This is a genomic window from Mesorhizobium sp. LNJC391B00, assembly GCF_000502535.1.
Lineage (GTDB): Bacteria > Pseudomonadota > Alphaproteobacteria > Rhizobiales > Rhizobiaceae > Mesorhizobium.
The window spans coordinates 275,612-294,712 of sequence record NZ_AYWI01000009.1; the positions used below are offsets into that span (position 1 = coordinate 275,612).

At 58.9% G+C, this 19,101-nt stretch carries 16 protein-coding genes; 5 read left to right on the plus strand and 11 right to left on the minus strand.

Annotation, left to right across the window (positions count from 1 at the left end; genetic code table 11):
* Positions 1 to 376: 376 nt before the first annotated feature.
* The gene (locus X750_RS142860; RefSeq protein WP_023748210.1) at positions 377 to 1,267 is read right to left on the minus strand and encodes a LysR substrate-binding domain-containing protein; all 891 of its coding nucleotides are present in this window, start codon (positions 1,265 to 1,267) and stop codon (positions 377 to 379) included.
* Between the two features lie 1,016 nt (positions 1,268 to 2,283).
* Between X750_RS142860 and X750_RS142855 the strand changes: the two genes are divergently transcribed.
* From X750_RS142855 to X750_RS1000000165955, 3 genes are all read left to right on the plus strand, one after another.
* A complete protein-coding gene (locus X750_RS142855; RefSeq protein WP_023748211.1) occupies positions 2,284 to 3,438 on the plus strand; it encodes a sulfite oxidase in 1,155 nt (384 codons plus the stop codon).
* An 890-nt stretch (positions 3,439 to 4,328) separates the two neighbouring features.
* The gene (locus tag X750_RS1000000163825; protein ID WP_023748212.1) at positions 4,329 to 5,498 is read left to right on the plus strand and encodes a fasciclin domain-containing protein; all 1,170 of its coding nucleotides are present in this window, start codon (positions 4,329 to 4,331) and stop codon (positions 5,496 to 5,498) included.
* A 202-nt stretch (positions 5,499 to 5,700) separates the two neighbouring features.
* Positions 5,701 to 6,102 (plus strand): hypothetical protein, encoded by a 402-nt coding sequence (locus X750_RS1000000165955; protein ID WP_156932427.1) that lies wholly within the window; start codon positions 5,701 to 5,703, stop codon positions 6,100 to 6,102.
* Between the two features lie 101 nt (positions 6,103 to 6,203).
* Here the strand turns inward: X750_RS1000000165955 and X750_RS142850 are convergent, their stop codons facing one another.
* The 3 genes from X750_RS142850 to X750_RS142835 all read right to left on the minus strand — a co-directional run bounded on the left by X750_RS142850 (position 6,204) and on the right by X750_RS142835 (position 10,797).
* Complete coding sequence (locus X750_RS142850; RefSeq protein ID WP_023748213.1) at positions 6,204 to 6,911, minus strand: helix-turn-helix domain-containing protein; 708 nt, start codon at positions 6,909 to 6,911, stop codon at positions 6,204 to 6,206.
* A gap of 711 nt (positions 6,912 to 7,622) precedes the next feature.
* The gene (locus tag X750_RS142840; RefSeq protein WP_023748215.1) at positions 7,623 to 9,395 is read right to left on the minus strand and encodes an adenylate/guanylate cyclase domain-containing protein; all 1,773 of its coding nucleotides are present in this window, start codon (positions 9,393 to 9,395) and stop codon (positions 7,623 to 7,625) included.
* Positions 9,396 to 9,792: 397 nt separating this feature from the next.
* Positions 9,793 to 10,797: a helix-turn-helix domain-containing protein gene (locus tag X750_RS142835; RefSeq protein ID WP_245271899.1), complete on the minus strand. Its 1,005-nt coding sequence runs from the start codon at positions 10,795 to 10,797 to the stop codon at positions 9,793 to 9,795.
* A 113-nt stretch (positions 10,798 to 10,910) separates the two neighbouring features.
* On the opposite strand from X750_RS142835, the gene X750_RS142830 reads away from it, so the two are divergent.
* The gene (locus tag X750_RS142830; protein ID WP_023748217.1) at positions 10,911 to 12,302 is read left to right on the plus strand and encodes an FAD-binding oxidoreductase; all 1,392 of its coding nucleotides are present in this window, start codon (positions 10,911 to 10,913) and stop codon (positions 12,300 to 12,302) included.
* A gap of 242 nt (positions 12,303 to 12,544) precedes the next feature.
* Here X750_RS142830 and X750_RS142825 read toward each other — a convergent pair whose 3' ends face one another.
* Genes X750_RS142825 through X750_RS1000000166515 form a run of 3 tightly spaced genes read right to left on the minus strand, consistent with a single transcriptional unit; the run spans position 12,545 to position 13,556 of the window.
* Complete coding sequence (locus X750_RS142825; RefSeq protein ID WP_023748218.1) at positions 12,545 to 12,931, minus strand: hypothetical protein; 387 nt, start codon at positions 12,929 to 12,931, stop codon at positions 12,545 to 12,547.
* Positions 12,932 to 12,965: 34 nt separating this feature from the next.
* The gene (locus X750_RS142820; protein WP_023682056.1) at positions 12,966 to 13,295 is read right to left on the minus strand and encodes a hypothetical protein; all 330 of its coding nucleotides are present in this window, start codon (positions 13,293 to 13,295) and stop codon (positions 12,966 to 12,968) included.
* Positions 13,296 to 13,322: 27 nt separating this feature from the next.
* Positions 13,323 to 13,556, minus strand: coding sequence for a hypothetical protein (locus X750_RS1000000166515; protein ID WP_198021003.1), 234 nt, complete (start codon positions 13,554 to 13,556; stop codon positions 13,323 to 13,325).
* Positions 13,557 to 13,643: 87 nt separating this feature from the next.
* Between X750_RS1000000166515 and X750_RS142815 the strand changes: the two genes are divergently transcribed.
* The gene (locus X750_RS142815; protein WP_245271892.1) at positions 13,644 to 14,525 is read left to right on the plus strand and encodes a substrate-binding domain-containing protein; all 882 of its coding nucleotides are present in this window, start codon (positions 13,644 to 13,646) and stop codon (positions 14,523 to 14,525) included.
* 156 nt (positions 14,526 to 14,681) lie between these two features.
* Here the strand turns inward: X750_RS142815 and terL are convergent, their stop codons facing one another.
* The 4 genes from terL to X750_RS142800 all read right to left on the minus strand — a co-directional run bounded on the left by terL (position 14,682) and on the right by X750_RS142800 (position 18,937).
* Positions 14,682 to 16,136 (minus strand): phage terminase large subunit, encoded by a 1,455-nt coding sequence (gene terL, locus X750_RS142810; RefSeq protein WP_084567181.1) that lies wholly within the window; start codon positions 16,134 to 16,136, stop codon positions 14,682 to 14,684.
* Positions 16,133 to 16,582, minus strand: a complete 450-nt coding sequence (locus X750_RS1000000163830; RefSeq protein ID WP_023748222.1) for a DUF5681 domain-containing protein — start codon at positions 16,580 to 16,582, stop codon at positions 16,133 to 16,135. Before X750_RS1000000163830 ends, terL begins: the two co-directional genes overlap by 4 nt.
* Complete coding sequence (locus X750_RS142805) at positions 16,579 to 17,958, minus strand: DNA methyltransferase (protein ID WP_023748223.1); 1,380 nt, start codon at positions 17,956 to 17,958, stop codon at positions 16,579 to 16,581. The genes X750_RS1000000163830 and X750_RS142805 overlap by 4 nt, the downstream gene beginning before the upstream one ends.
* A 601-nt stretch (positions 17,959 to 18,559) precedes the next feature.
* A complete protein-coding gene (locus X750_RS142800) occupies positions 18,560 to 18,937 on the minus strand; it encodes a hypothetical protein (protein ID WP_023740378.1) in 378 nt (125 codons plus the stop codon).
* Between the last annotated feature and the right edge of the window lie 164 nt (positions 18,938 to 19,101).

A 19,101-nucleotide genomic window follows, 5' to 3' on the forward strand; every position in this document is an offset into this window, starting at 1 on the left:
CTGGCGCACGAAGGCATCAATGATCGACAAGGCGACGGCAATACAGCATTCGTCACATTCTGTATCAACACCAAGATGCCTTCACCGACTGGCGCTACCTTCACGAGGCATAGAAATCGATGATGTTCGATCAGAGTGCTTTTGAGGCAACGCTCGAAATGTGCTCCGTGAGTTCGAGAAGAGATATCGGATTGAGCGGGTGAAGCCGCTTTGGCCATCCTGAATGTAGTCAGGATCGCAGGCCCCGATGCGGCCTTGATGTTCCTTTCGAGCGGTAGCTTCGGGACAGGAGCTTTCCTTGCCGGAGGGAAGGGCTAACGACCGCACCGAGGCGGCAGCGGCCGGGCGGTTTGGGGCGCGCCTGACCGTCCGGCCTTCAGGACCACGTGGCCTCGTCCGAAACCCACTTATGGAACGCGGCGATACGAGGGTCAGTCCAGCAATCTTTTCTGCAACACAAATGATAGGCCTCCGTGTCGTCAGAGATCTGCATATCCTTGAACGGCAGGACCAATTCTCCCTTGGTGATCTCTTGGTAGAGCACAGAGAGGTCTCCAATCGCGACGCCCTGACCCATGGCGGCGGCACGATAGGCCATATCGGCACTGGGAAAGACCTCACCCGAGTTCACGTCAAGAAGGTTCGGCGCAAATCGCCCAGCCCAAACTTTCCAATCGTGTCGATCAGGCGTTTCATGCAACAGGTTATGGTGAACCAGGTCGGCAGGAGACGTTATTGGCACGCCCCTTTCCAGTAGCTTTGGAGAGCAAACTGGGGTGCCGAACGATTGCAACACCAACACCGCCTCGATATCTTTCGGCCGATTTGGATAACCGCAGTCAAAGGCGAGATCGAACTCACCTCCGAAGAAAATTTCCCAGTCAAAAGGAGCGGTCGTTACCCGAATACCGATTGCAGGCCATTGCTGCTTGAAACGGTCAAGTCGCGGTAGCAGCCACCGAATGGAGAAGGTGGGCGGGCAGATAACCTTCAGATGCCGAGGCTGGCGTTGCAGGTCTTGAGCTCCCGCGGCAATGCTTTCGAACGCGGCCGCCAGGATGGGTTGAAAATTGCGCCCCGCATCGGTCAAGACCAACCGACGAGGCAATCGTCGAAACAATTCCACTTGCAATGCTGTTTCCAACAGCTTGACGTGCCTGCTGATCGCTCCTTCGGTCACGCATAGCTCCTCAGCCGCGCGCGCAAAGCTTTCGTGGCGCGCGGCTGCTTCGAAAGCCCGAAGCGCATTGAGTGAAGGGAGACGCATCGACTGTCACTACCTCAGGAATTCTGAGCCTACCCCAGAGAAAGACTGGTTTGTAGCCGGTACGCTGTCTGCCTACGCTGTCATCTGCAAGCGCGAGGTTGGCACGGAGGCCTGACGGTGAGCAACAATCTTCTTGCATCGACTTTTCAGGACTTGTTCCATGAGGTTCGAGCAATCAGAATAGCTCGCTATGTCTCAAGATGGCGGCAACGGCATTTCTACCGCCGTGACCTAGCGAGACTATCGGGGGTAGCGCCGCACATGATCGACGACATTGGATTGACGAAGGACGAAGTGGAGTCTGAACTTGCAAAGCCATTCTGGCGATGATCGGATCCTGACTAGGCCGACCACTTGAAAGCTGGAACCCTTCGTCGGGTGCGCTAAGCTTCCCCTTCACGACGCGCCCACGCCAACCCTGAATGTCCGGCCTTGAAGATTCGCAGACCGAAGCTGCCGGTCAGCTACCGGCCCAAGGCTACTGAGCTGTAATGCGCCTCAGTCTGCGGTCCGCTTCGCCACCGCCAAGCTAGAGTCACGGTTGCGCCAGTCTTCGGGATCGGTCGGCGCAGCGCGCTCGTCACGACGAACGGAACGAACTGCAGCTTTTCAGCCGGTGGGGATCTCTATTGTGATCGCGTGGAAAGGTGGCGTGGGGTCATGGGCCTGAATTGGTCAACCAGAAATTGAGCCTTCGATTGGCCTGGTAGTTGCCGTCGCCCTCGATCGCGATCCGAGGGGCTCCGATTTTTGGCAAGACCGGGAATCAGCAGGAACACCGCAAGGTCACTATCCCGTCCAAGTTGTGGACACTTCAATTTCAAAGGCGCATTCTTCAAAGACGAAACCCAAGCAGAGTTTCGTCCAATGCTCCAAATGCTTGAGATGCGTCGCTGATTGCCTGACCTGTCCGGACATCCGGGTGGGGCAGTCATTCATTGTGCGCCTGTCCGTGATCAGGCTACGGCCCACAAGGCAAGCTGCAGCCCGATCCGGATCAACTGGGAGGAAACAGAATGCCTCATCTTCAACGCAGAGAACTTATTCAAGGAAGCGCGGCTCTTGCCGCAATCGCCGCTCTCCATGCCTCGCGGGCTTACGGTTTTCCTGCACGGCCCGGCGAGGAAGTCGTCAAATGGACCGATCAGCTGCCGCCGAACCCCGTGCCGGAGGTCATCAAGAATCAGATCGTCTGGGAGGACCTCGATTCATGGGTGACGCCCAACGACAAGTTCTTTTCAATCGCGCATTTCAACAGGCCGGTCATCGACGCAGCCACGTGGAAGCTCGAAATCGGCGGCCTAGTCAAAAAGCCGTTGGCCCTGACGCTCGCCGACATCAAGGCCCGGCCGCGCCAGGAAGTCACGTTCACGGTCGAATGTTCGGGCAATACGGGCCTCCCGTTTTTCAACGGCGGGATCGGCAATGCCCGCTGGGCGGGCACGCCGCTTGCACCGATCCTAGAGGAGGCCGGCGTTCTCGACAGCGGCATCGAGGTTGTCTTCTGGGCCGCCGACGAAGGCGAGATCAAGAAGGCCGAGGACGTCACGTTCAAACAGAACTTCGCGCGCAGCATGTCGCTCGCAGACGCCATGGATGCAAAAAACATCCTTTGCTACGAGATGAACGGAACCACCCTGCCGCCCGACAACGGCTTCCCGGTGCGGCTGATAGCGCCCGGCTGGTACGGGGTCGCAAACGCGAAATGGCTCAAACGCATCGAGGTGCGCGACCAGCGCTTTGAGAACCGGTTCATGGGACGCGACTACGTCACGCTCCGCGAGGAGGACCATAACGGTGAGATCGTGTGGGTGGAAACCTCCGTCGGACGCGCGCGCCTCAAATCGGCGCCGGCCCGGGTGACCCATATCGGCAGCGATTACCGGATCGTTGGAGCTGCCTGGGGTGCACCGATCGATCGGGTCGAGGTGAAGATCGACGAAGGCCCGTGGATGCCGGCGACCCTTGACGCCACCGAAGAGGCTGAGTTCGCTTGGAAGATGTGGTCTTTGGACTGGCCCAATCCGTCCGCCGGGGAGCACACCGTCACCTCGCGCGCGATCGATAAGAGCGGCAACATTCAGCCGGCAATGACCGATCCATGGATTGCTAAAAAACATACCTATTGGGAGAGCAACGGACAGGTGACCCGCCGTATTCAGGTCAGTTGACGGCCGAGCAACTTTGAAAGCTGTGTGGGGACGGGATTGAGTGCGATCCCGTTTCGCCCTGGGCATTGCCAGTTTGCAGCAGCGGTGCGGACGCAGAAATGATCGATAGGCCGATAGAGGTGGAATACGGAACGCTGCGCACGATTTTGCGCTCCAGGTGGCCATGGCGTTGTTGGCGGCATAGGGCGCAAATCTAAAGTCGCTGCGGTCGCCGTCGCCCTTGCGAAGGCGAGGCCGGTGTAATATCTGGAGGCTGGTTGGTGCCGACGTCCGCCGTTAGTTGCCGCGAAAATGGCACAACGACACGGGCGCCCATCCTGCTCGCCCGCGCTATGATCAGCGCCAAGGCGAGAGCTGCGTCTGCTAAGGTCTCAGGCCTTCAACTCGCGTTTGAGCTCCTCGAGGAAACGCCGGCTCATGTATTAGCAGCCGACGATATGCCTACGGTACGCCCAATTTGCGTAGGTTGCGAGCGCAAAACTTACTAAGCCAAACGTCTTGGTCCCACCGGCTGAACGTCCGCTATCGTTCTTCGGACGCGAAAAGCTGCCCTTCCGCTGACGGCCCCTAAACCGACATCCTGACTGAATGTCTGAAATGCGCCTCGAAGCCGAGATCAAGAGTCGGCGTGCCGAACGTCCTGTCTGGCAGAGAGCGAACAGGCAGCTTGCGGTATGATGATCCTCAGACGGGGCCGTTCGCGGCCCCTAAACTCGCGTCGAAACTCCTTGGCGCGCATTGCAGCAGTGATGTCACCGCCTCCCGCAGTTTCATTGGTGACGCAATCGTAAGGCCAAACGTCCAAAGAACTGCGCCTTGGGCAAATAGCCAAGGTCACTTATCAAAACTGATGGTTATGATAAATTCGCTCTCGCTGGGCGGAGTTTGGCATGAAGCGTCGACTGATTTTTGCAGTGTGCATCCTGATAAGTCAGGTGGCGGTCGGAAACGCCCAGACGGTTGAGACGGCGGTAGCACGCGCCCAGACGACTTCCGACAACAATATCATCCAGAATGCCGCTCTTTCCAAGGACTACACCACCCTTGTAGCAGCTGTGAAAGCGGCCGGGCTGGTTGAGACGTTGGAGGGTAAAGGCCCGTTCACTGTTCTCGCGCCGACAGACGCTGCATTTGCAAGATTGCAGCAAGGTGCAGTGCAGGTTCTTCTTGCGCCCGAAGCTAAAAACGAACTCTCCAAAATCCTAAAGTGTCATGTGATTTCCGGAGATCTGAGTACCGACGCGATCCTCGCTGAGATAGCCGCGAACAACGGAGCCTACTCGGTCGACACAATCGGGGGATGCTCTCTCACTTTTCGGGCGGCAGGAAGCAATATTTCTGTAACGGACCAATTTGGCGACATCGCCAGTCTCGTTGCCAGCGACGTGAAACAGACGAACGGCTTGGTCTACGCGGTCGACAAAGTACTTTCGCCCGGCGCTCCAGACACCTCTCACGAAATTCACGCCTCTAGGATCTTTGCCGGACCGAACGAATATCCACCCACTAATTTCGCGGCTTATGGGATTCTGGCATTCAAATCGAAAGTTACCACCTACGACCAGGAACGGCAAAAGATGCTGTGCGAGGCGTTTGTGAATGCCGTCCTGCCGTCGTCGTCGCTCGTCGTCCCTACAGCGGCCCAAATGGTAACGGTATGGCCGATGGACAGCGCCGAGCATGCAAAGGCCGCAACCAAGGCGAACATAACCAGGACCTGCGACGAAGCCCTTCAGGATTATGGACTAGCTGTTTCGCAAAAGGCAGTCCGCGATGCAGTTGCAAGCGGCGTTGCTGTCGACGGCGACGGGCCTTTTCTGATTGCGTGGGCACCGCCGACGCAAATCGGAAAGCCTGGTGCTGTGGTTCTTAAAGCCGACCTTTCAACAGTGACCGAATACAAGATGGCAAGTGACATCATGCACCGGTGGGTAGTGGAAATTGAAAACAGGCCCGAGCTTTGGAGATCGGGAACGTTCGATAGAAGCTTGATCGCAACAGCTCGCGAGTGGGCGGATCACTACGGGTCCCTGATCTTTTCAGTCGTCGGTGTGAAGTGACGCCCTTCCTAGATTTCATAGCCGGGTTCGGTGTGTCCGGAGTGGTGGGATTGGTGCTTGGGCTCATTGCGATGACGATCATTGCGCCAAACACCACTGGTGGAGCGTTGCTAATAATTTTTGTTGGGATAGCAGTGGGGATTATTTTCGGCGCGATTTACCGCTCATTTAGACCAGCTAAGACGCCACCCGAAACGAAACAGTGAAATTTGCTGAGTACACCGAAGCGCGCTGGACTAAAAAAACGATATTGAGTAAAAAAGCCGCCGAAGCGGGTTTTTCGTTATCAAATACTAGCCAAAAGCGCGGGGCCGAGGATCATTACCTCCGGCGGCCTGTCTGGAGCCAAAGCGCGGGAGAGCGATCTGCAGGGCATTTGCTGATCCAGCAGAGCCGGGAGATCGGACTGAAGGCACGGATATTTGATGTGATTCCGTACCTCTTCTCAAGCAGCGTTCTGACGGTCGCTTGGCGCAGACAGACCGTCACGCCGATCATCACGATGTACGCTTTTGGACGCGGCAAATGTCGACCTTCTGGCCGAAATGAGGCGCATTGCAGACTGGCGACTCTGGGTCGAATGCGGACTGGCGGCTTTCAGTGAGCAGCAATCAACACGGACGATTGCACCATAGCTTTTGAGGCCAGCCAAATGGCTTTGTCGTCCTGGGCGGGTTGCATAAGGCTGCACTCCAAACATGGCTTTCAAGGAAGCTGGACGATTCCCTCAAGCGCCGCGTAGACCGAGATTCGCAGCCAACGGTCCATGCTTCGCGCGAGGCCGGGGTCGCCGATGAGGAAAAGGCCGCCCCTCTCTTTCTCACGCTCGATGCTGGAGCGGCCCTCCAGGATGGCTCCCAGTGAAACAACGCCGGTCTCAACGTAAAGATCGACGTCCCGGCGGGGGTCGAGCGAGCATAGCTCGGGCAAGTCTGAGCCTGGCTCGACCACAAACCAGTAATGGGGACACTTCGGTGGGGGATCGTCGCGGAAATGGAAGCGGATGACGGCGCGCCGCCGCGGCAGTTCAGCGAGGTCAATCTTTCGCCGCACGGCCCACATGAGGGTCGAAACATCCACGTCGGCGAGCGCGATCTCCGCCTCGATGTTGCATTGCGCCCATTCCGCCAGCGCGTTCATCGCCGGCTCGAGCCTTATCGACTTTTCGGTACGGAAATAGCTGATGGTGCCCGTCGCCTCGTCCTCGACGCGCTCGACCAGGCCCAACGCTTCCATTTCCTTGAGCCGCCTCGACAAGAGGGCGGACGAGACGTTGCCCACCCCCTTGCGAATGTCATTAAAGCGGGTCGAGCCGTTCCAGAGCTCGGTCAGGATTTGGATTGTCCAGCGTGGCTCCAGGAACTCGCAGGCGTGCGAGATCGGGCAGACCAGTCCGTAAGGCCGTCGCGTCATGGCTGACCGCTCCTTTGCCGCAGGTTAGGCCTTGCGGAGGTCTGAGGCCAGTTCACAATCTGAAGCGGAACGCTTCCGAAGCTGCCCTGGTGCCTTCTCGCCTTCTGCCGTCACGTGATCGTCATTCGCATCCCCGATCAACGGAGGTTCACCATGACTTGGCGTAACATGACGCAAACGACAATAGGCCAGACCGCACGGCGCTTGCCGGGCACTTTTCTTGACCCTCCGCTCGAACGCCTGCTGGCCCTTGTCCGTGAGTGGAGGACCCGCCGCAACATAGAGCGCGGGCTCGGTCACCTGTCCAACTTCCTTCTGCGGGACGTTGGCTTGACCGAAGCGGACGTCGAAGCGGCCTGCGCCGACAGCTTCGATAGGTCCGCCTCTCGCGCGCTCCAGAGTGCAGCGCAGAACCGCACGGGAAATTGGTGAGAAGGGAGAGCCCCGGGAGCGGAAGCCGTTTTGACGGGGCAATCGATCAGCCGAACTCAGGGCCATCCCAGTAGCGCCTTGGTTTCAGAGATCTAGCGCGCCGAAGCGATTCGGATGCATACTTCCAAGTAGTCGGCCGGCTCTTCGGCTTCATCGTGAGGAACGTCTGCTGTTGGAAGAAACCCACCCAAGCTTTAACAACCGAGTTGAGGCGCTGAGCGCACACTCGTGCGGTATAGTAGGTCCGATAGCGAGTTACGAGCACGGCACGATCCGCAACTATCGAAGCCCGGCAATGCGCAGCCCCTCTACATAGAGAGCCCGGTGCTTGTCGTGAACGATCGGATGAAACTTGTCTACCCATTGAAGGGATAGGGACGGTTGAAGGCGCTTGGCCTGCGAAAGCGCATGAACCGCGATGTCCATTTCACCGGCCATCCCAGCGGCCGCCGCGTACGTCCGCCATGCAGACCCAAAATGGGGCCGGAGTTCAACCGCTCGACATTCGCATTCGACCGCGTCTGCATATCGTCCAGCCATGAAATGACATAAGCCAAGGATGGAGAAATTCGCAGCATATGTGTGATCGCGAGGACTTAGCCTACCCGCGATTTCAAGATGGTCGAGCCCCTCGGCGGGCATGCCCCCATATCCGTAAGTTGAGCCCAGGATCGAATGCGCAAAGGCGAAGCTCGGGTTTAGCTCGATCGCTTCATTTAGTTCTCTCACAGCAGAGTCGAAGCCGCGCGAAATCATGTGCACAAACCCTGCCGCTAAATGCGTCCACGGGTCCTCGGGGTCGCCTTGGATTGCCCGCTGCGCGAGGGCGCGAGAGGTGGGCAGAATGTCTGCTGCGTTGGCCCATCCTGACAAAACGCGGGCCGCGTGAGCCCACGCCAACAGGCTGTTGGCGCGGGGATAGTCAGGATCGAGGTCCGTAGCCTGCTTCAGAAATCCCTGTGCAATCTCGATTTCCGTAGCCGAACTCCAGGTCCAGACATATGGCATCGCCTTCATGACGAATCCCCAAGCGTCAAGATTGGTGGGGGACCTGCTCTGAAAGCGTTGCTGTTCCGCCGTGTAGAGCCGCGGCTCGATCGTAGCGATGACACTTTCGGCAATCTGATCCTGAAGCGCGAAGAATTCCGACAATTCCACATCGTATCGTTCAGCCCACACTTGGACCCCGGTCGATGTGTCACTGACTTGCGCGCTTATCCGGAGGCGATGACCTGAGCGCCTTACACTTCCGTCCAGCACATACCGCACACCAAGCTCTCGACCGACTTGTTTTAAGTCGACCGCTTTTCCCTTGTAGGTAAACAAAGAGTTGCGGGCGGACACGAAGAGCCAACGAAGACGCGACAGCCGAGTAATAATGTCTTCGGCAAGGCCGTCGGCGAAGTATTCCTGTTCGGGGTCGCCGCCCATGTTCTGAAATGGCAGGACAGCAATCGAAGGGTTGTCGGGCAGCGCCAGCTGTTCGGAGGACCCGGCAGTCGCAGCCAGATCGGTTTTTGGGACTGTGTCGCGCATACATAGACAATAGGTCCGCACCGGGCGTGCGATATTTTTGAGCTCTTTCTCGCCCAGATCGACAAATTCTTCCTTCAGTTTGTCGCGCACCTGTTCGTAAGCGGCGGCCGATAAACAGATGCCGTTCGGCTCAGCGATGCTTTCTAGACGGGCGGCAATATTGACACCATCTCCCATCAGATCGCCGTCGCTCTCCTCGACAACATCGCAGAGATGAATGCCGACGCGAAATTCAATGCGTCGCCCGGGCGGTAAGCCAGCGTTGCGCTCAACCATGCCGTTCTGCATTTCGATTGCACAGCGTACGGCGTCAACAACGCTCCGGAACTCTACGAGGGTGCCGTCACCCATAAGCTTCACAACGCGCCCATTGTGGACAGCGATGGCCGGATTGATGAGATCGCTCCGGAGCGCCCGTAGCCGCGCGAGCGTTCGATCTTCGTCCGACCCCGCCAACCGGCTATATCCGACCACGTCGGCGACCAGGATCGCCGCAAGTTTCCGCGTCTGGCTCACTTTGCCCACTCCTGTCGACTAAGTGGCATAGCACAGATTACAGAATCCCGTTTTCGAAGGCGACGTTCGATAGGTGAATTCCGAGATGCGGATGGCCAGGCTTTCCGCGAGAAGGAGCCTACAATCCTGGTCGTTCGCCCCAGACGGCTGAACCCGCCACTAGGATTGCCGCAATCTTACGGCGCTTCCGTCATTTCTGCTGCCAAAACCGCCACAAGCTTTCGTTCTGGGCGCGCCACGATCCCCTCCGGCGCTACACGTGGGTTTGCTGTAACGTGGCACCCCTGCCTACGCGCACCAGCCACCAGAGTCCGCTTCAATCGGCGGCAGAGCTCGGCCCAATGGCCGAATTGAAGCGCGAAGCGGAATATGGGTATCGCGCCGCGGCGGCCGAGATTCAACCGCAGCTCAGAACTCGCCGGAGAGCACTGAAACGAATGCGATATTGCGCCGGCGTCAGCCCGACCTTGCGGCGGAAGAGACGCCCGAAAAAACTCGCATCCTCGTAGCCAACTTCATTCGCCACCGCTTCGACCGGGAGATCGCCCGTCTCCAGCATCTGCTTGGCCTGCTCGAGCCTGAGCGCGTGGATGTAGTCGATCGCCTTCATGTCCGTAGCCCTGGCGAAGCGGCGCACGAAGGAGCGCTCGGACAGGCCTGACAGCTTGGTCATGGCGGCGACGGGCGAGGGCGTCCGGTAGTTGCGTTCGGCCCATTTCTGGCAGCGGTTGATCACCGCGTCGTCGGTCTGGCGAAAGCCCATCAGCGCGGCGAAGGGCTGCTGGCCCATGTCGTGCCACTGCAGCATGTAGACCTTGGCGACCTCCATCGCCTCCCTGAGGCTGACGAAGCGCGCGATCAGATAGAGGGCGAGATCCTGCCAGCTTGAGCCGCCCCCGGCCATGACGATGCGCTGGGCCTCGCCGCTCAGCACGAGCGACTGGCCCGGCTTCACCTTCACGCCGGGATAGTTGTTCGTGAGAGTCTCGACATAGCCCCAGTGAATGGTGGCCTCGCGATTATCGAGCAGCCCGGCCTCACCGAGCAGCACCGCGCCCGAACATGCGCTGGCCAGCATGGCGCCGTCGTCATACGCTCGCTTCAGCCACGCGGCTTCGGCGTCATACTGCCCGGCAACGCTTTCGCCCGGATTGACGAAGAAATCTGGAATACAGACGATGTCGGGTGGCGGGCAATCGGCAAGGCTGTGATCTGGGCGCACCCAGATGCCGTTTGCCGCGCGAAACGGGCTGCCGTCCCCGGCAACCACATAGGGCCGCATGCGTGGCGTGCCCGCGGCTCCGCTGGTGATGAACAGGAAATCCCTGCCGGGCGAGGAAAACAAGTCGAACATGCCGTAGATCGTGGAGGCGGTAGCCTCCGGAGCGGCAAGGATCGCCACATTCAATGGTCTCGCCTGTTCAACCATGGCAGAAATGACCGCCTTCCAGCATTTTCGACTTTAGCGGCCGTGCCCGCGCCGCGCTAGCGTGCATGAAACGAGGAGACCGCCACATGGCCGCCACCGCTACCCTTGCACAATCGAGCATCGATAGCTTCCGTTCCATCTTGTGCGGCGAGGTGCTGGAGCCGTCGAACCTGTCCTATGACGCGACGCGGGTCGTTTGGAACGGCATGATCGACCGCCGTCCCGCTCTCATCGCGCGCTGCCGGAGTGCTGCCGATGTAGTGGCGTCGGTGAATTTCGGGCGCGAGCATCGGTTAGCGATCGCGATCCGCTCGGGTGGCCACAATGTTGCAGGCTACGCCGTCTGCGAAGGCGGCCTGATGATCGACATGTCGCTGATGAAGGGCGTGCGGGTCGCGTCCGGCCTCGACCGTGCCCTCGTCGAGGGCGGCGCGACCTGGGCCGATGTCGATGCGGCCACCACCCCGCTTGGCCGCGCCACGCCGGGCGGTCTCATCTCTGCGACGGGCGTTGCCGGCCTGACGCTCTCCGGTGGCATCGGCTGGCTGCGCGGCAGCCACGGCCTCAGCGTCGATAATCTGCTGACCGCCGATGGCCGGCTCATCCATGCCGACGCGACGCAGAACCCGGATCTCTTCTGGGCGCTACGCGGGGGCGGCGGCAATTTCGGCGTGGTGACGAGCTTCGAGTTCAAGCTGCACCCGATCGAACCGGAACTGATGTTATGCGGTCCGGCCTATCCCGAGGAGCGCGCCAACGAGATCATTCCGCTCTGGCGCGACTTCATGCAGACCGCACCCGACCGCCTGAGCGGCCTGGCCGAGTTCTCCACCTTGCCCGACGACCCCTCGATTCCCGAGCATGCAAGGGGCCGGCGCGTCCTGGCGCTCGCGCATGTCTATGACGGACCGGCCGACGAGGGCGAACGGGTCGTGGCGCCGTTGCGCAGTTTTGGGGAACCGCTCGTCGATTTCAGCGGCCGCATGCCATATCGCACCGTCCAGTCGCTCTATGACGGGCTGTTCCCGAAAGGCCGCGACCGCTGCTACTGGAAATCCACCTACCTCTCGCGCCTCGACGACGAGGTCATCGAGGAGACCACCGCTTGGATGGCGAAGCGCCCCTCCGAAATGACCTTCGCCTCGATCTGGAAGTTCGGCGGTTTCGTCCAGCGCGTTGCAGCCGATGCAACTGCCTTCGGCGACCGCTCCATGCCCTTCATGCTCAGCCTCGACGCCATCTGGCCAGGCGCTAACGAGGACGATGCGAACATCGGCTGGGTTCGCAGCTTCTGGCAGGACATGCAGCGCTACTCGACTGGCCGCCTCTATCTGAATTTCCCCGGCCATGGTGAAGGAGCGGATCTCGTGCGCGACGCCTTGGGAGCCGACGCCTACGCGAAGCTCGCCAAGATCAAGCACAAATACGATCCGGACAATCTGTTCCGCCTTAACCAGAACATCCTACCAATGCACTGACGCACAATCCAAATCGGGTGTACGGTGGCGACTCTTGTTTCGGCCGTGGTGGCTTTGATCGCGCCCAGCCTGGTCGCCGCGATGCCCGCTTTCAATCAGTGGCAAATCTGTCCGCAACGGCTGAGATGAAGCGCAAAGCTGTCGGGCAACCTTGGGGACCGCAAGCCAACTGGCAGCTTTTAAATCCGTCAGAAGTGGACGTTCAGCGTGCGCGAGTTCCGGTGGCCAGGATCACGTCTGCTTTATGACTTCATCTCGACACGGATACCATGCAGGGTCTTGCTCGAAGCGTTGAGCACGCGACCCGCTGGTTGGGGGGCCATATGCACCACGAGACAGCCTTGACCGTCCCATGCCTGAACCGCCTGGATGACATCTCGATTGGGCGGCATCATGGTTCCATCCGGCGCGAAGTCGTGGATAGGGCCTTCTACCTGATCGAACACGAATACTGAAGGCCAGCGGTGGTGATGTGTCGGCTCTTCCTCGTCGGGCTTGAGGATTACCTCAAGCACACGTAGCCGGTCATTCTCAAACAACACCTTATGGTTTCCGGGAGCCGCGATAACGGCGTCAAGCTTTGGATCCCACTGCGTAGGGTCGGTCTGGTCGATCACCTTGGTGGTCATGGCGTAATTCTCCTCTCAGATAGACAGGCGGCCCTCACGCCGTCGTCACTGGTTGAATTGTGCCTTGCGCGCAGAACTGCTGCCCGTCCGCCAGTCGCGCATAGTTATGAACGATCTGGTTCTCGTGATCTTGAACCTGCACGACGAAGTTGCCGCCTTGCTCGGTCCAACTCATGATGACAAGTCCGGGTCGAACGCCGGTCAGACTGCTCTGAACCACCTCGTCGATCTTTGTAGCGCCGATCGTCGCCTGCACCCGCAGTTCGGTCGGCGACAGGACCGTCAACCTCGGTACAAACTGTCCGAACAAGCAATCAAAAGTCTTTCCGACGAGCGAGGTCGGAGCACCATTGGTCGTAGCCATCCTAATCCTCCTTGATGATTTTCGAAATCAGGCACGCTTGGCCGACGCTCGGCACAGATGCCGAAACTCTGCAATTTTCAATCTTTGGAGCGCTCCAAGTTCAATTTCCAACAATTGGGGCTTGCCGTCAAGAAAAAACTTGGAGCGCTCCAAAAAATTGTCTAACTGAGGGAAATGAACGCTTCCAAAACGCCTACGCTCGCCGATGTCGGCCGGGTCGCTGGAGTCTCCCGCGGCACCGTCTCCAACGTATTCAACCATCCGGATCTGGTGCGATCCGATCTGCGCCAGCGCGTCGAGGCCGCGGCGCGTCAGCTTGGTTATGATGGCCCCGACCCGAGAGGACGCGTGCTGCGCGACGGCAAGTTCAACGCCATCGGCCTGATCCCCCCGGGTGCATACGCCATTGCCGACATGATCAGGAGCCCATATCTGCGCGAGCTGGTGCTTGGCGTTTCGCTTGCTTGTGACGAGGTTGGAGCGACACTGAGTTTGGTCAATGGTACGGACGAAACGCGCACCTCCACCATTCGAGAGGCCTTGGTTGACGGCTTCATTCTGGGCCACAGTGCGGACATCGAGTTGATCGCGTCTTTACGCCGCCGGCGGCTGCCCTTCGTCATCCTCGAGAGCGATGCCGGTCCGGACGTCAATTCTATCAGGATAGACGGCAGGAGCGGGGCGCTGGCGGCCATCAGGCATCTGGCTGCGCTTGGACATCGGCGTTTTGCAATCCTGTCCATTCGGCGCACATCGGGGTCACCCATCGTCCATTTGCCGGGCAATGCCCCGCGCGCTATCTCTGCCGGTTTTCAACTCGATCACGAGAGACTCTTCGGCTTCGCGCAGGGTTTGGCTGAGCTCGGTCTGTCACTCGACAATGTCCCGATCATCGAGACGACTCCAGGTGAGCCTTCGGCAGGAGCGGTCGTGTTCGACCAGGTTCCGCAAGCAACGGCGATCTTGACCATGTCGGACTGGCAGGCAATCACCGTCCTGGACGAAGCGCGTCGGCGCAATATCAAGATACCCGAGCACATGTCGGTCGTCGGCTTCGATGGCACCGCAGAGTCTTCGCGCACCACGCCTCCGCTCACGACAGTGGCCCAAGACATCGTCGGGAAGGGGAGACTTGCCGCCAGGATGGTGTTTGCAAACGGCGCCCCAAGCCAGGTGATAATACCGGTCGAACTCTTGGTCCGCGGCTCGACCACTCGACCGCGCGGTTAGGCCGGCCACCTCTTACATAGTCGTGACGCACAGTGCGCAACCGCGACCTCCAGCGTGGTCGCCGTCAACGTCTGCTTTCAGAAGGTATCAAAGGTGGCTGCAACGGCCGAGATGAGGCGCATAGCTGACATTTGGCCCAGACTTTGGAGCAGGACTTCAAAATTTGCCGAAATAGAACCTCCCCGTCGGCTTGTCGTCCTTCATCCAAATCAGCGCCTGGGTCATGGAGTCGACCTGGTCGTCGTGCTTTCCGTGCGGAAATGCGAGCACCTCAAGCAGGAAGTCATCTCTCCAATGCGCGTCTTTCGGAAGATTGACGTTGCCGTTTTCGATCATTGCGGCAACACGTGACAGCCGGCTTTCCTTGTCGGTTCTGGCTTTTACCGGCGTGGTGCTGATGTCCTGGCTTTCCAAGTCGGCGATGAGACTTGAGCCGGAACCCGCATCCTCAATGAGGATGATGTCGGGGGAGTGCTCCAGAAGGGAGTTTTTTACCGCCTTGATGAGGTCTGGGTAAGCTGCCCGGACGCGGACGAGATCGAGGAGATAATAGTGGTTGTCGTCTTTGGCCCATGTCGTTCCGACGGAGTAATCGCTGGAGGGGTCGCCCTTGAGGGCGGTGTCCCAGCTTTGAACGATGGTCATAGAACGACGGTCGAACTGATGCGGATCGTAGTCGCGAAACCACACCCTCTTGACCATGTTGCCGTCCGGTGGGGCAGGGGATTGTTGGTACTGCGCGGAAAAATTGAGCGATCCTAATAGGCGCTTTAGACCGTCCAGTTCGGCGTGTCCCAGACGCGCGGGGTGCAGCAAGTCGCCAAGCTTGCGATCGTGCCAGCGATTTACACTTGTCTGGACGCGTTCGTCCTGCTCGGCAATCGCCGACAGGTTCAAATGCTCCCAGCCGCCAGTCTCCAGAAGCACGCCTGCTAGGTCGTCGACATGCAATCTTTGCATGACAAGGACGACGGCACCGGCAGCCGGATTGTCGAAGCGCGACATCAAAGTCGTGCGAACCCAGTCGGCGCACCTATTGCGAGCCGATTCCGAATGCGCTTCATCTGCCTTCAAGGGGTCATCGATAATGATGATGTCGCCACCCCGGCCAGTTAGCTGACCACCGGTCGAGGTCGCCAGGCGTCCACCGCCGAGCGTGGTCTGCAGTTCATTTTCAGTGTTCTTGCGCGGGCTAACGTTGAAGGTCGGGAACATCGACCGGTACCAGGCGGTGTTGACGACCGTTCGAAAGTCGTTGGCGTGCTTGACCGCAAGAGGTTGAGCATAAGAGACGCAGATCATTTTCTTCGACGGATCGCGGCCAAGAATCCATGCCGGGAACGCGACCGAGGTGGTGACCGACTTCAACGATCTCGGTGGCATCGTAATGATCAGGCGCTTGCAATTGCCCGCGGATACGCGCTCGAGCTGATGCGCAATGGCGCGGATGTGCCAGTTGGGCAAATACTTGGCGCCTGGATCGACAGCGGAGAAAGCCAGGGCCACGAAGGTCGCCAGGTCAACGCGGGCCGCGCCCAACAGCAGCTGAAGGGCAGTCGGTGCAACGGGCGAGGAGGATGGTCGGCCCGGTAGGGAGAGGGGGGCGTTCATTCCTCATCTCCTTGATCGCCGGTCTTGGAAGGGGTCTCGGTATCGTTCTCTGACGAGTCCTTGTGGTCGAGATAATCCCGCATCATCTCGACCATCGTTTGTGGATCGAACACGTCAACCTCCGCATCGGGTTGCCGGCTTTCCTCAAGTTCGGCACAACGGGATGCGAGCTGAAGAGCATGGGCCGCCGACCGGAAATCGCCTGAAAGCGCGTTGTTGCGCATTTTGAGAAGGATGGCCTCCAGCGCCGTCACCGTCGTCGTCCTGCCATTCTGCTGGATTTGGATCGGCCCAAAGAGCGTCTCGCGTACAATCGTGTTCATGTTCTTTTTGCCTTTCGGCCGGCCTTTCGGATTGCCTGACATTCCTTTCTGGAACCGGGTTTCAGCCGGAGGCTTGCCGTAGCCTATCGAGTAGTCGGCAGATTTCTTTCTCCGGGTGGTCACAGCACGCCTCCCACAGTTTCAGGAGCCGGGGTTGCGGACGCGGTTTTCGCGAGTGCGCCGGAAGATTTGACGCTTCCACGCTGCTCAAACAGTTCCTCGAAAGTCTCGCCTGTGGTGGCGAGCGTTGCCTGCTTGCCCGTATGCCTTTCGAAGCGGCGGATAATCAGATCGCAATAGTGAGGATCGATCTCGATAAGGCGTGCGTGGCGCCCGGTCTTGTGCGATGCGAGTAGTGTGGTGCCCGAGCCGCCAAAAGGGTCCAGCACGACGTCGCCTCGGCGGCTGACGTCGAGCAGAGCGTCGGCAACCAGAGCGACAGGTTTGACGGTCGGATGCGCTTCGAGCTCTTCCATTCGCGTGGTGCCAAAGCTGTTGGCGCCGCGATAGGTCCAGACATTGCTGCGGTGACGTCCATGTTTGCCGAGTTCGACGTTATTGCGATGCGGCTCCTTGCCATTCCTGAACACCAGCACCAGTTCGTGCTGAGAGCGGTAGAGGCTCCCCATGCCGGCATTAGTCTTGTTCCAGACGCACAGATTGAGCAGATCGCCGAACGTCTGTTTACCCGCCAATGTGGTCTCTGCGATATGACGCCAATCCATGCACACGAAGGCGATAGCGCCCGGCTTGCTCGATCCGGCAATCAGTGAGAACGACTGCTCCAGAAACCCTACGAACTCGTCGTCGGACATCTCGCCGGATGCCATTGCAAATTCCCGGTGGCTCGTCTTGCCAAGCCCGCTGACGTGTCCGCCGATCGGAACGTTGTAGGGCGGGTCTGTGAAACAGACGGACGCCTTCTCCCCCTGCATCAGCGTCTCGAAACTCTCTTTCGAAAGCGCGTTGCCGCAAAGCAATCGATGTTCGCCGAGCAGAAACAGATTGCCGGGCAGCGTTATTGCTGGTCCTGCTGATTGCTCCGGAAGGCCCGTTTCATCCTCTTCCGATTCATCATCCTGATTGTTCGGCGAGAACTCGCTGATGATCAGATCGACCTCTGGGATGTCGAAGCCGGTGAGGCTCACATCGAAGTCGAGGTCGACCAGCGCCTGCAACTCGATGGCCAGGATCTGCTTGTCCCAGCCGGCCTTCTCGGCGATCCGATTGTCGGCAACTATGTAGGCGCGCTTCTGCGCCTGATTGAGATGGGTGATTGAGAGGGTTGGAACTTCCTTCCATCCCAACAGGCGCGCCGCTGAGAGCCGGCCATGGCCGGCAAGGACGTTGTTCTTCTCGTCGACCAAGACTGGATTGGTGAAACCGAATTTTTCGATGGAGTCGGCAATTTGTCGGATTTGTTTCTTGGAGTGGGTGCGAGCATTGTTGCGGTAGGGGGTGAGTGCGTCCATCGAAACTGTGGTGATTTTGGTGGCCATTTGATCCTCTGAAATTCGTGCGCGCCGCATGGTAACGCGCCTGTGAGGTCGCAGAATCGACGATTCGAAAAAACCATCTAAATTAGCCATACCCGGAATTCACAGAGTGTTTCGGCAGCGTTCGAGCTAGGATTCACAAATCACCGATTTTGTGTAAGTATGGGGCAACAAAAAATTTTGTCGGCTCCTTGCGATACAGCGATTGCCGACAAACTGTTTTGCTCCCCCTTTCGGAACTAGCTATCAACTATTTCGATATGCGAACAACTGCGGAAAGCGGCCTTGATGGCGCTCTGCTTGAGGCGCGAGGCGGTTTGCCCTGGCTTGTCTGGGGCACACGCCAAAAATAGCGGTTCTCGATCTATACAACTAGATAGCGTAGGAGAGTTTTCTGACGCCGTCGCGACAGGTTGACCGGCACGGATAGAGGCAGCCGAATGTTCAAAGGCTTCGTTGATCCCCCGTCGCCTTGGACACCGCTCCGCGAATGGATTGCGTTTGCGACGATATACTGACGGTCGAGCCGCGAACCGCCGATGTGCAAGAGTACATTGATCAGGCAGATGCGGAATCGAGCGTCGGAAGGGCAAGAGCTCATTGCCTAAGCGGCGTTCTGGTTGAGACGCGAAGCCAATGCTTTCGCCTCGGCTGGAGACAGCCGACTGAGCCTCACTCGCAGCGCCTCGCAAAGTTCGTCGAGTATCGGGTCGCTATCTTCGGAGCCCATATGACGATGCGCTCGATGCTGGAAGAACAGACAGAGCCAAAGGTCGAGCGCGCTGCCGTCCCATTTGCCAATCTTGCGAGCTTGCTCCGACATTCCGATGGCAAGGCCGGCAAGAGGGTCCATTCCTCCGGCGACGTCGTACCCGTTCAGGAAATGGGCGAAGCGCCCTGACTGATCCCACTCGAAGGGCCCGGGCATCGCCGAGAAGTCGCCCTTCAAGGCCAGTCGTTCCCACTTGAGAAGCCGTGTCATTCGGCGGCTTCCGCCAGCACGCTAAGCCGAGGCCGGATCAGAGAGACAAATCGATTTGCAGCATCACAGAGCCAGTCGAGTTGCTGTTCCTCGTCAGCGAAGGTCGACCGCGGTCTGAATACGCCGAGTTCGGTATAGAACGGTGCGGCGGATTTCAACCTTGC

Excerpts from the sequence above, each read along its gene's own strand:
- X750_RS142820 (WP_023682056.1), bottom strand. The coding sequence starts at position 13,295 with ATGGCTACGACCAATGGTGCTCCGACCTCGCTCGTCGGAAAGACTTTT.
- X750_RS142855 (WP_023748211.1), top strand. The coding sequence starts at position 2,284 with ATGCCTCATCTTCAACGCAGAGAACTTATTCAAGGAAGCGCGGCTCTT.
- terL (WP_084567181.1), bottom strand. The coding sequence starts at position 16,136 with ATGAACGCCCCCCTCTCCCTACCGGGCCGACCATCCTCCTCGCCCGTT.
- X750_RS142805 (WP_023748223.1), bottom strand. The coding sequence starts at position 17,958 with ATGGCCACCAAAATCACCACAGTTTCGATGGACGCACTCACCCCCTAC.
- X750_RS142830 (WP_023748217.1), top strand. The coding sequence starts at position 10,911 with ATGGCCGCCACCGCTACCCTTGCACAATCGAGCATCGATAGCTTCCGT.
- X750_RS142850 (WP_023748213.1), bottom strand. The coding sequence starts at position 6,911 with ATGACGCGACGGCCTTACGGACTGGTCTGCCCGATCTCGCACGCCTGC.
- X750_RS1000000163825 (WP_023748212.1), top strand. The coding sequence starts at position 4,329 with ATGAAGCGTCGACTGATTTTTGCAGTGTGCATCCTGATAAGTCAGGTG.
- X750_RS142825 (WP_023748218.1), bottom strand. The coding sequence starts at position 12,931 with ATGACCACCAAGGTGATCGACCAGACCGACCCTACGCAGTGGGATCCA.
- X750_RS142860 (WP_023748210.1), bottom strand. The coding sequence starts at position 1,267 with ATGCGTCTCCCTTCACTCAATGCGCTTCGGGCTTTCGAAGCAGCCGCG.
- X750_RS1000000166515 (WP_198021003.1), bottom strand. The coding sequence starts at position 13,556 with ATGGTTGAATACGTTGGAGACGGTGCCGCGGGAGACTCCAGCGACCCG.
- X750_RS142800 (WP_023740378.1), bottom strand. The coding sequence starts at position 18,937 with ATGACACGGCTTCTCAAGTGGGAACGACTGGCCTTGAAGGGCGACTTC.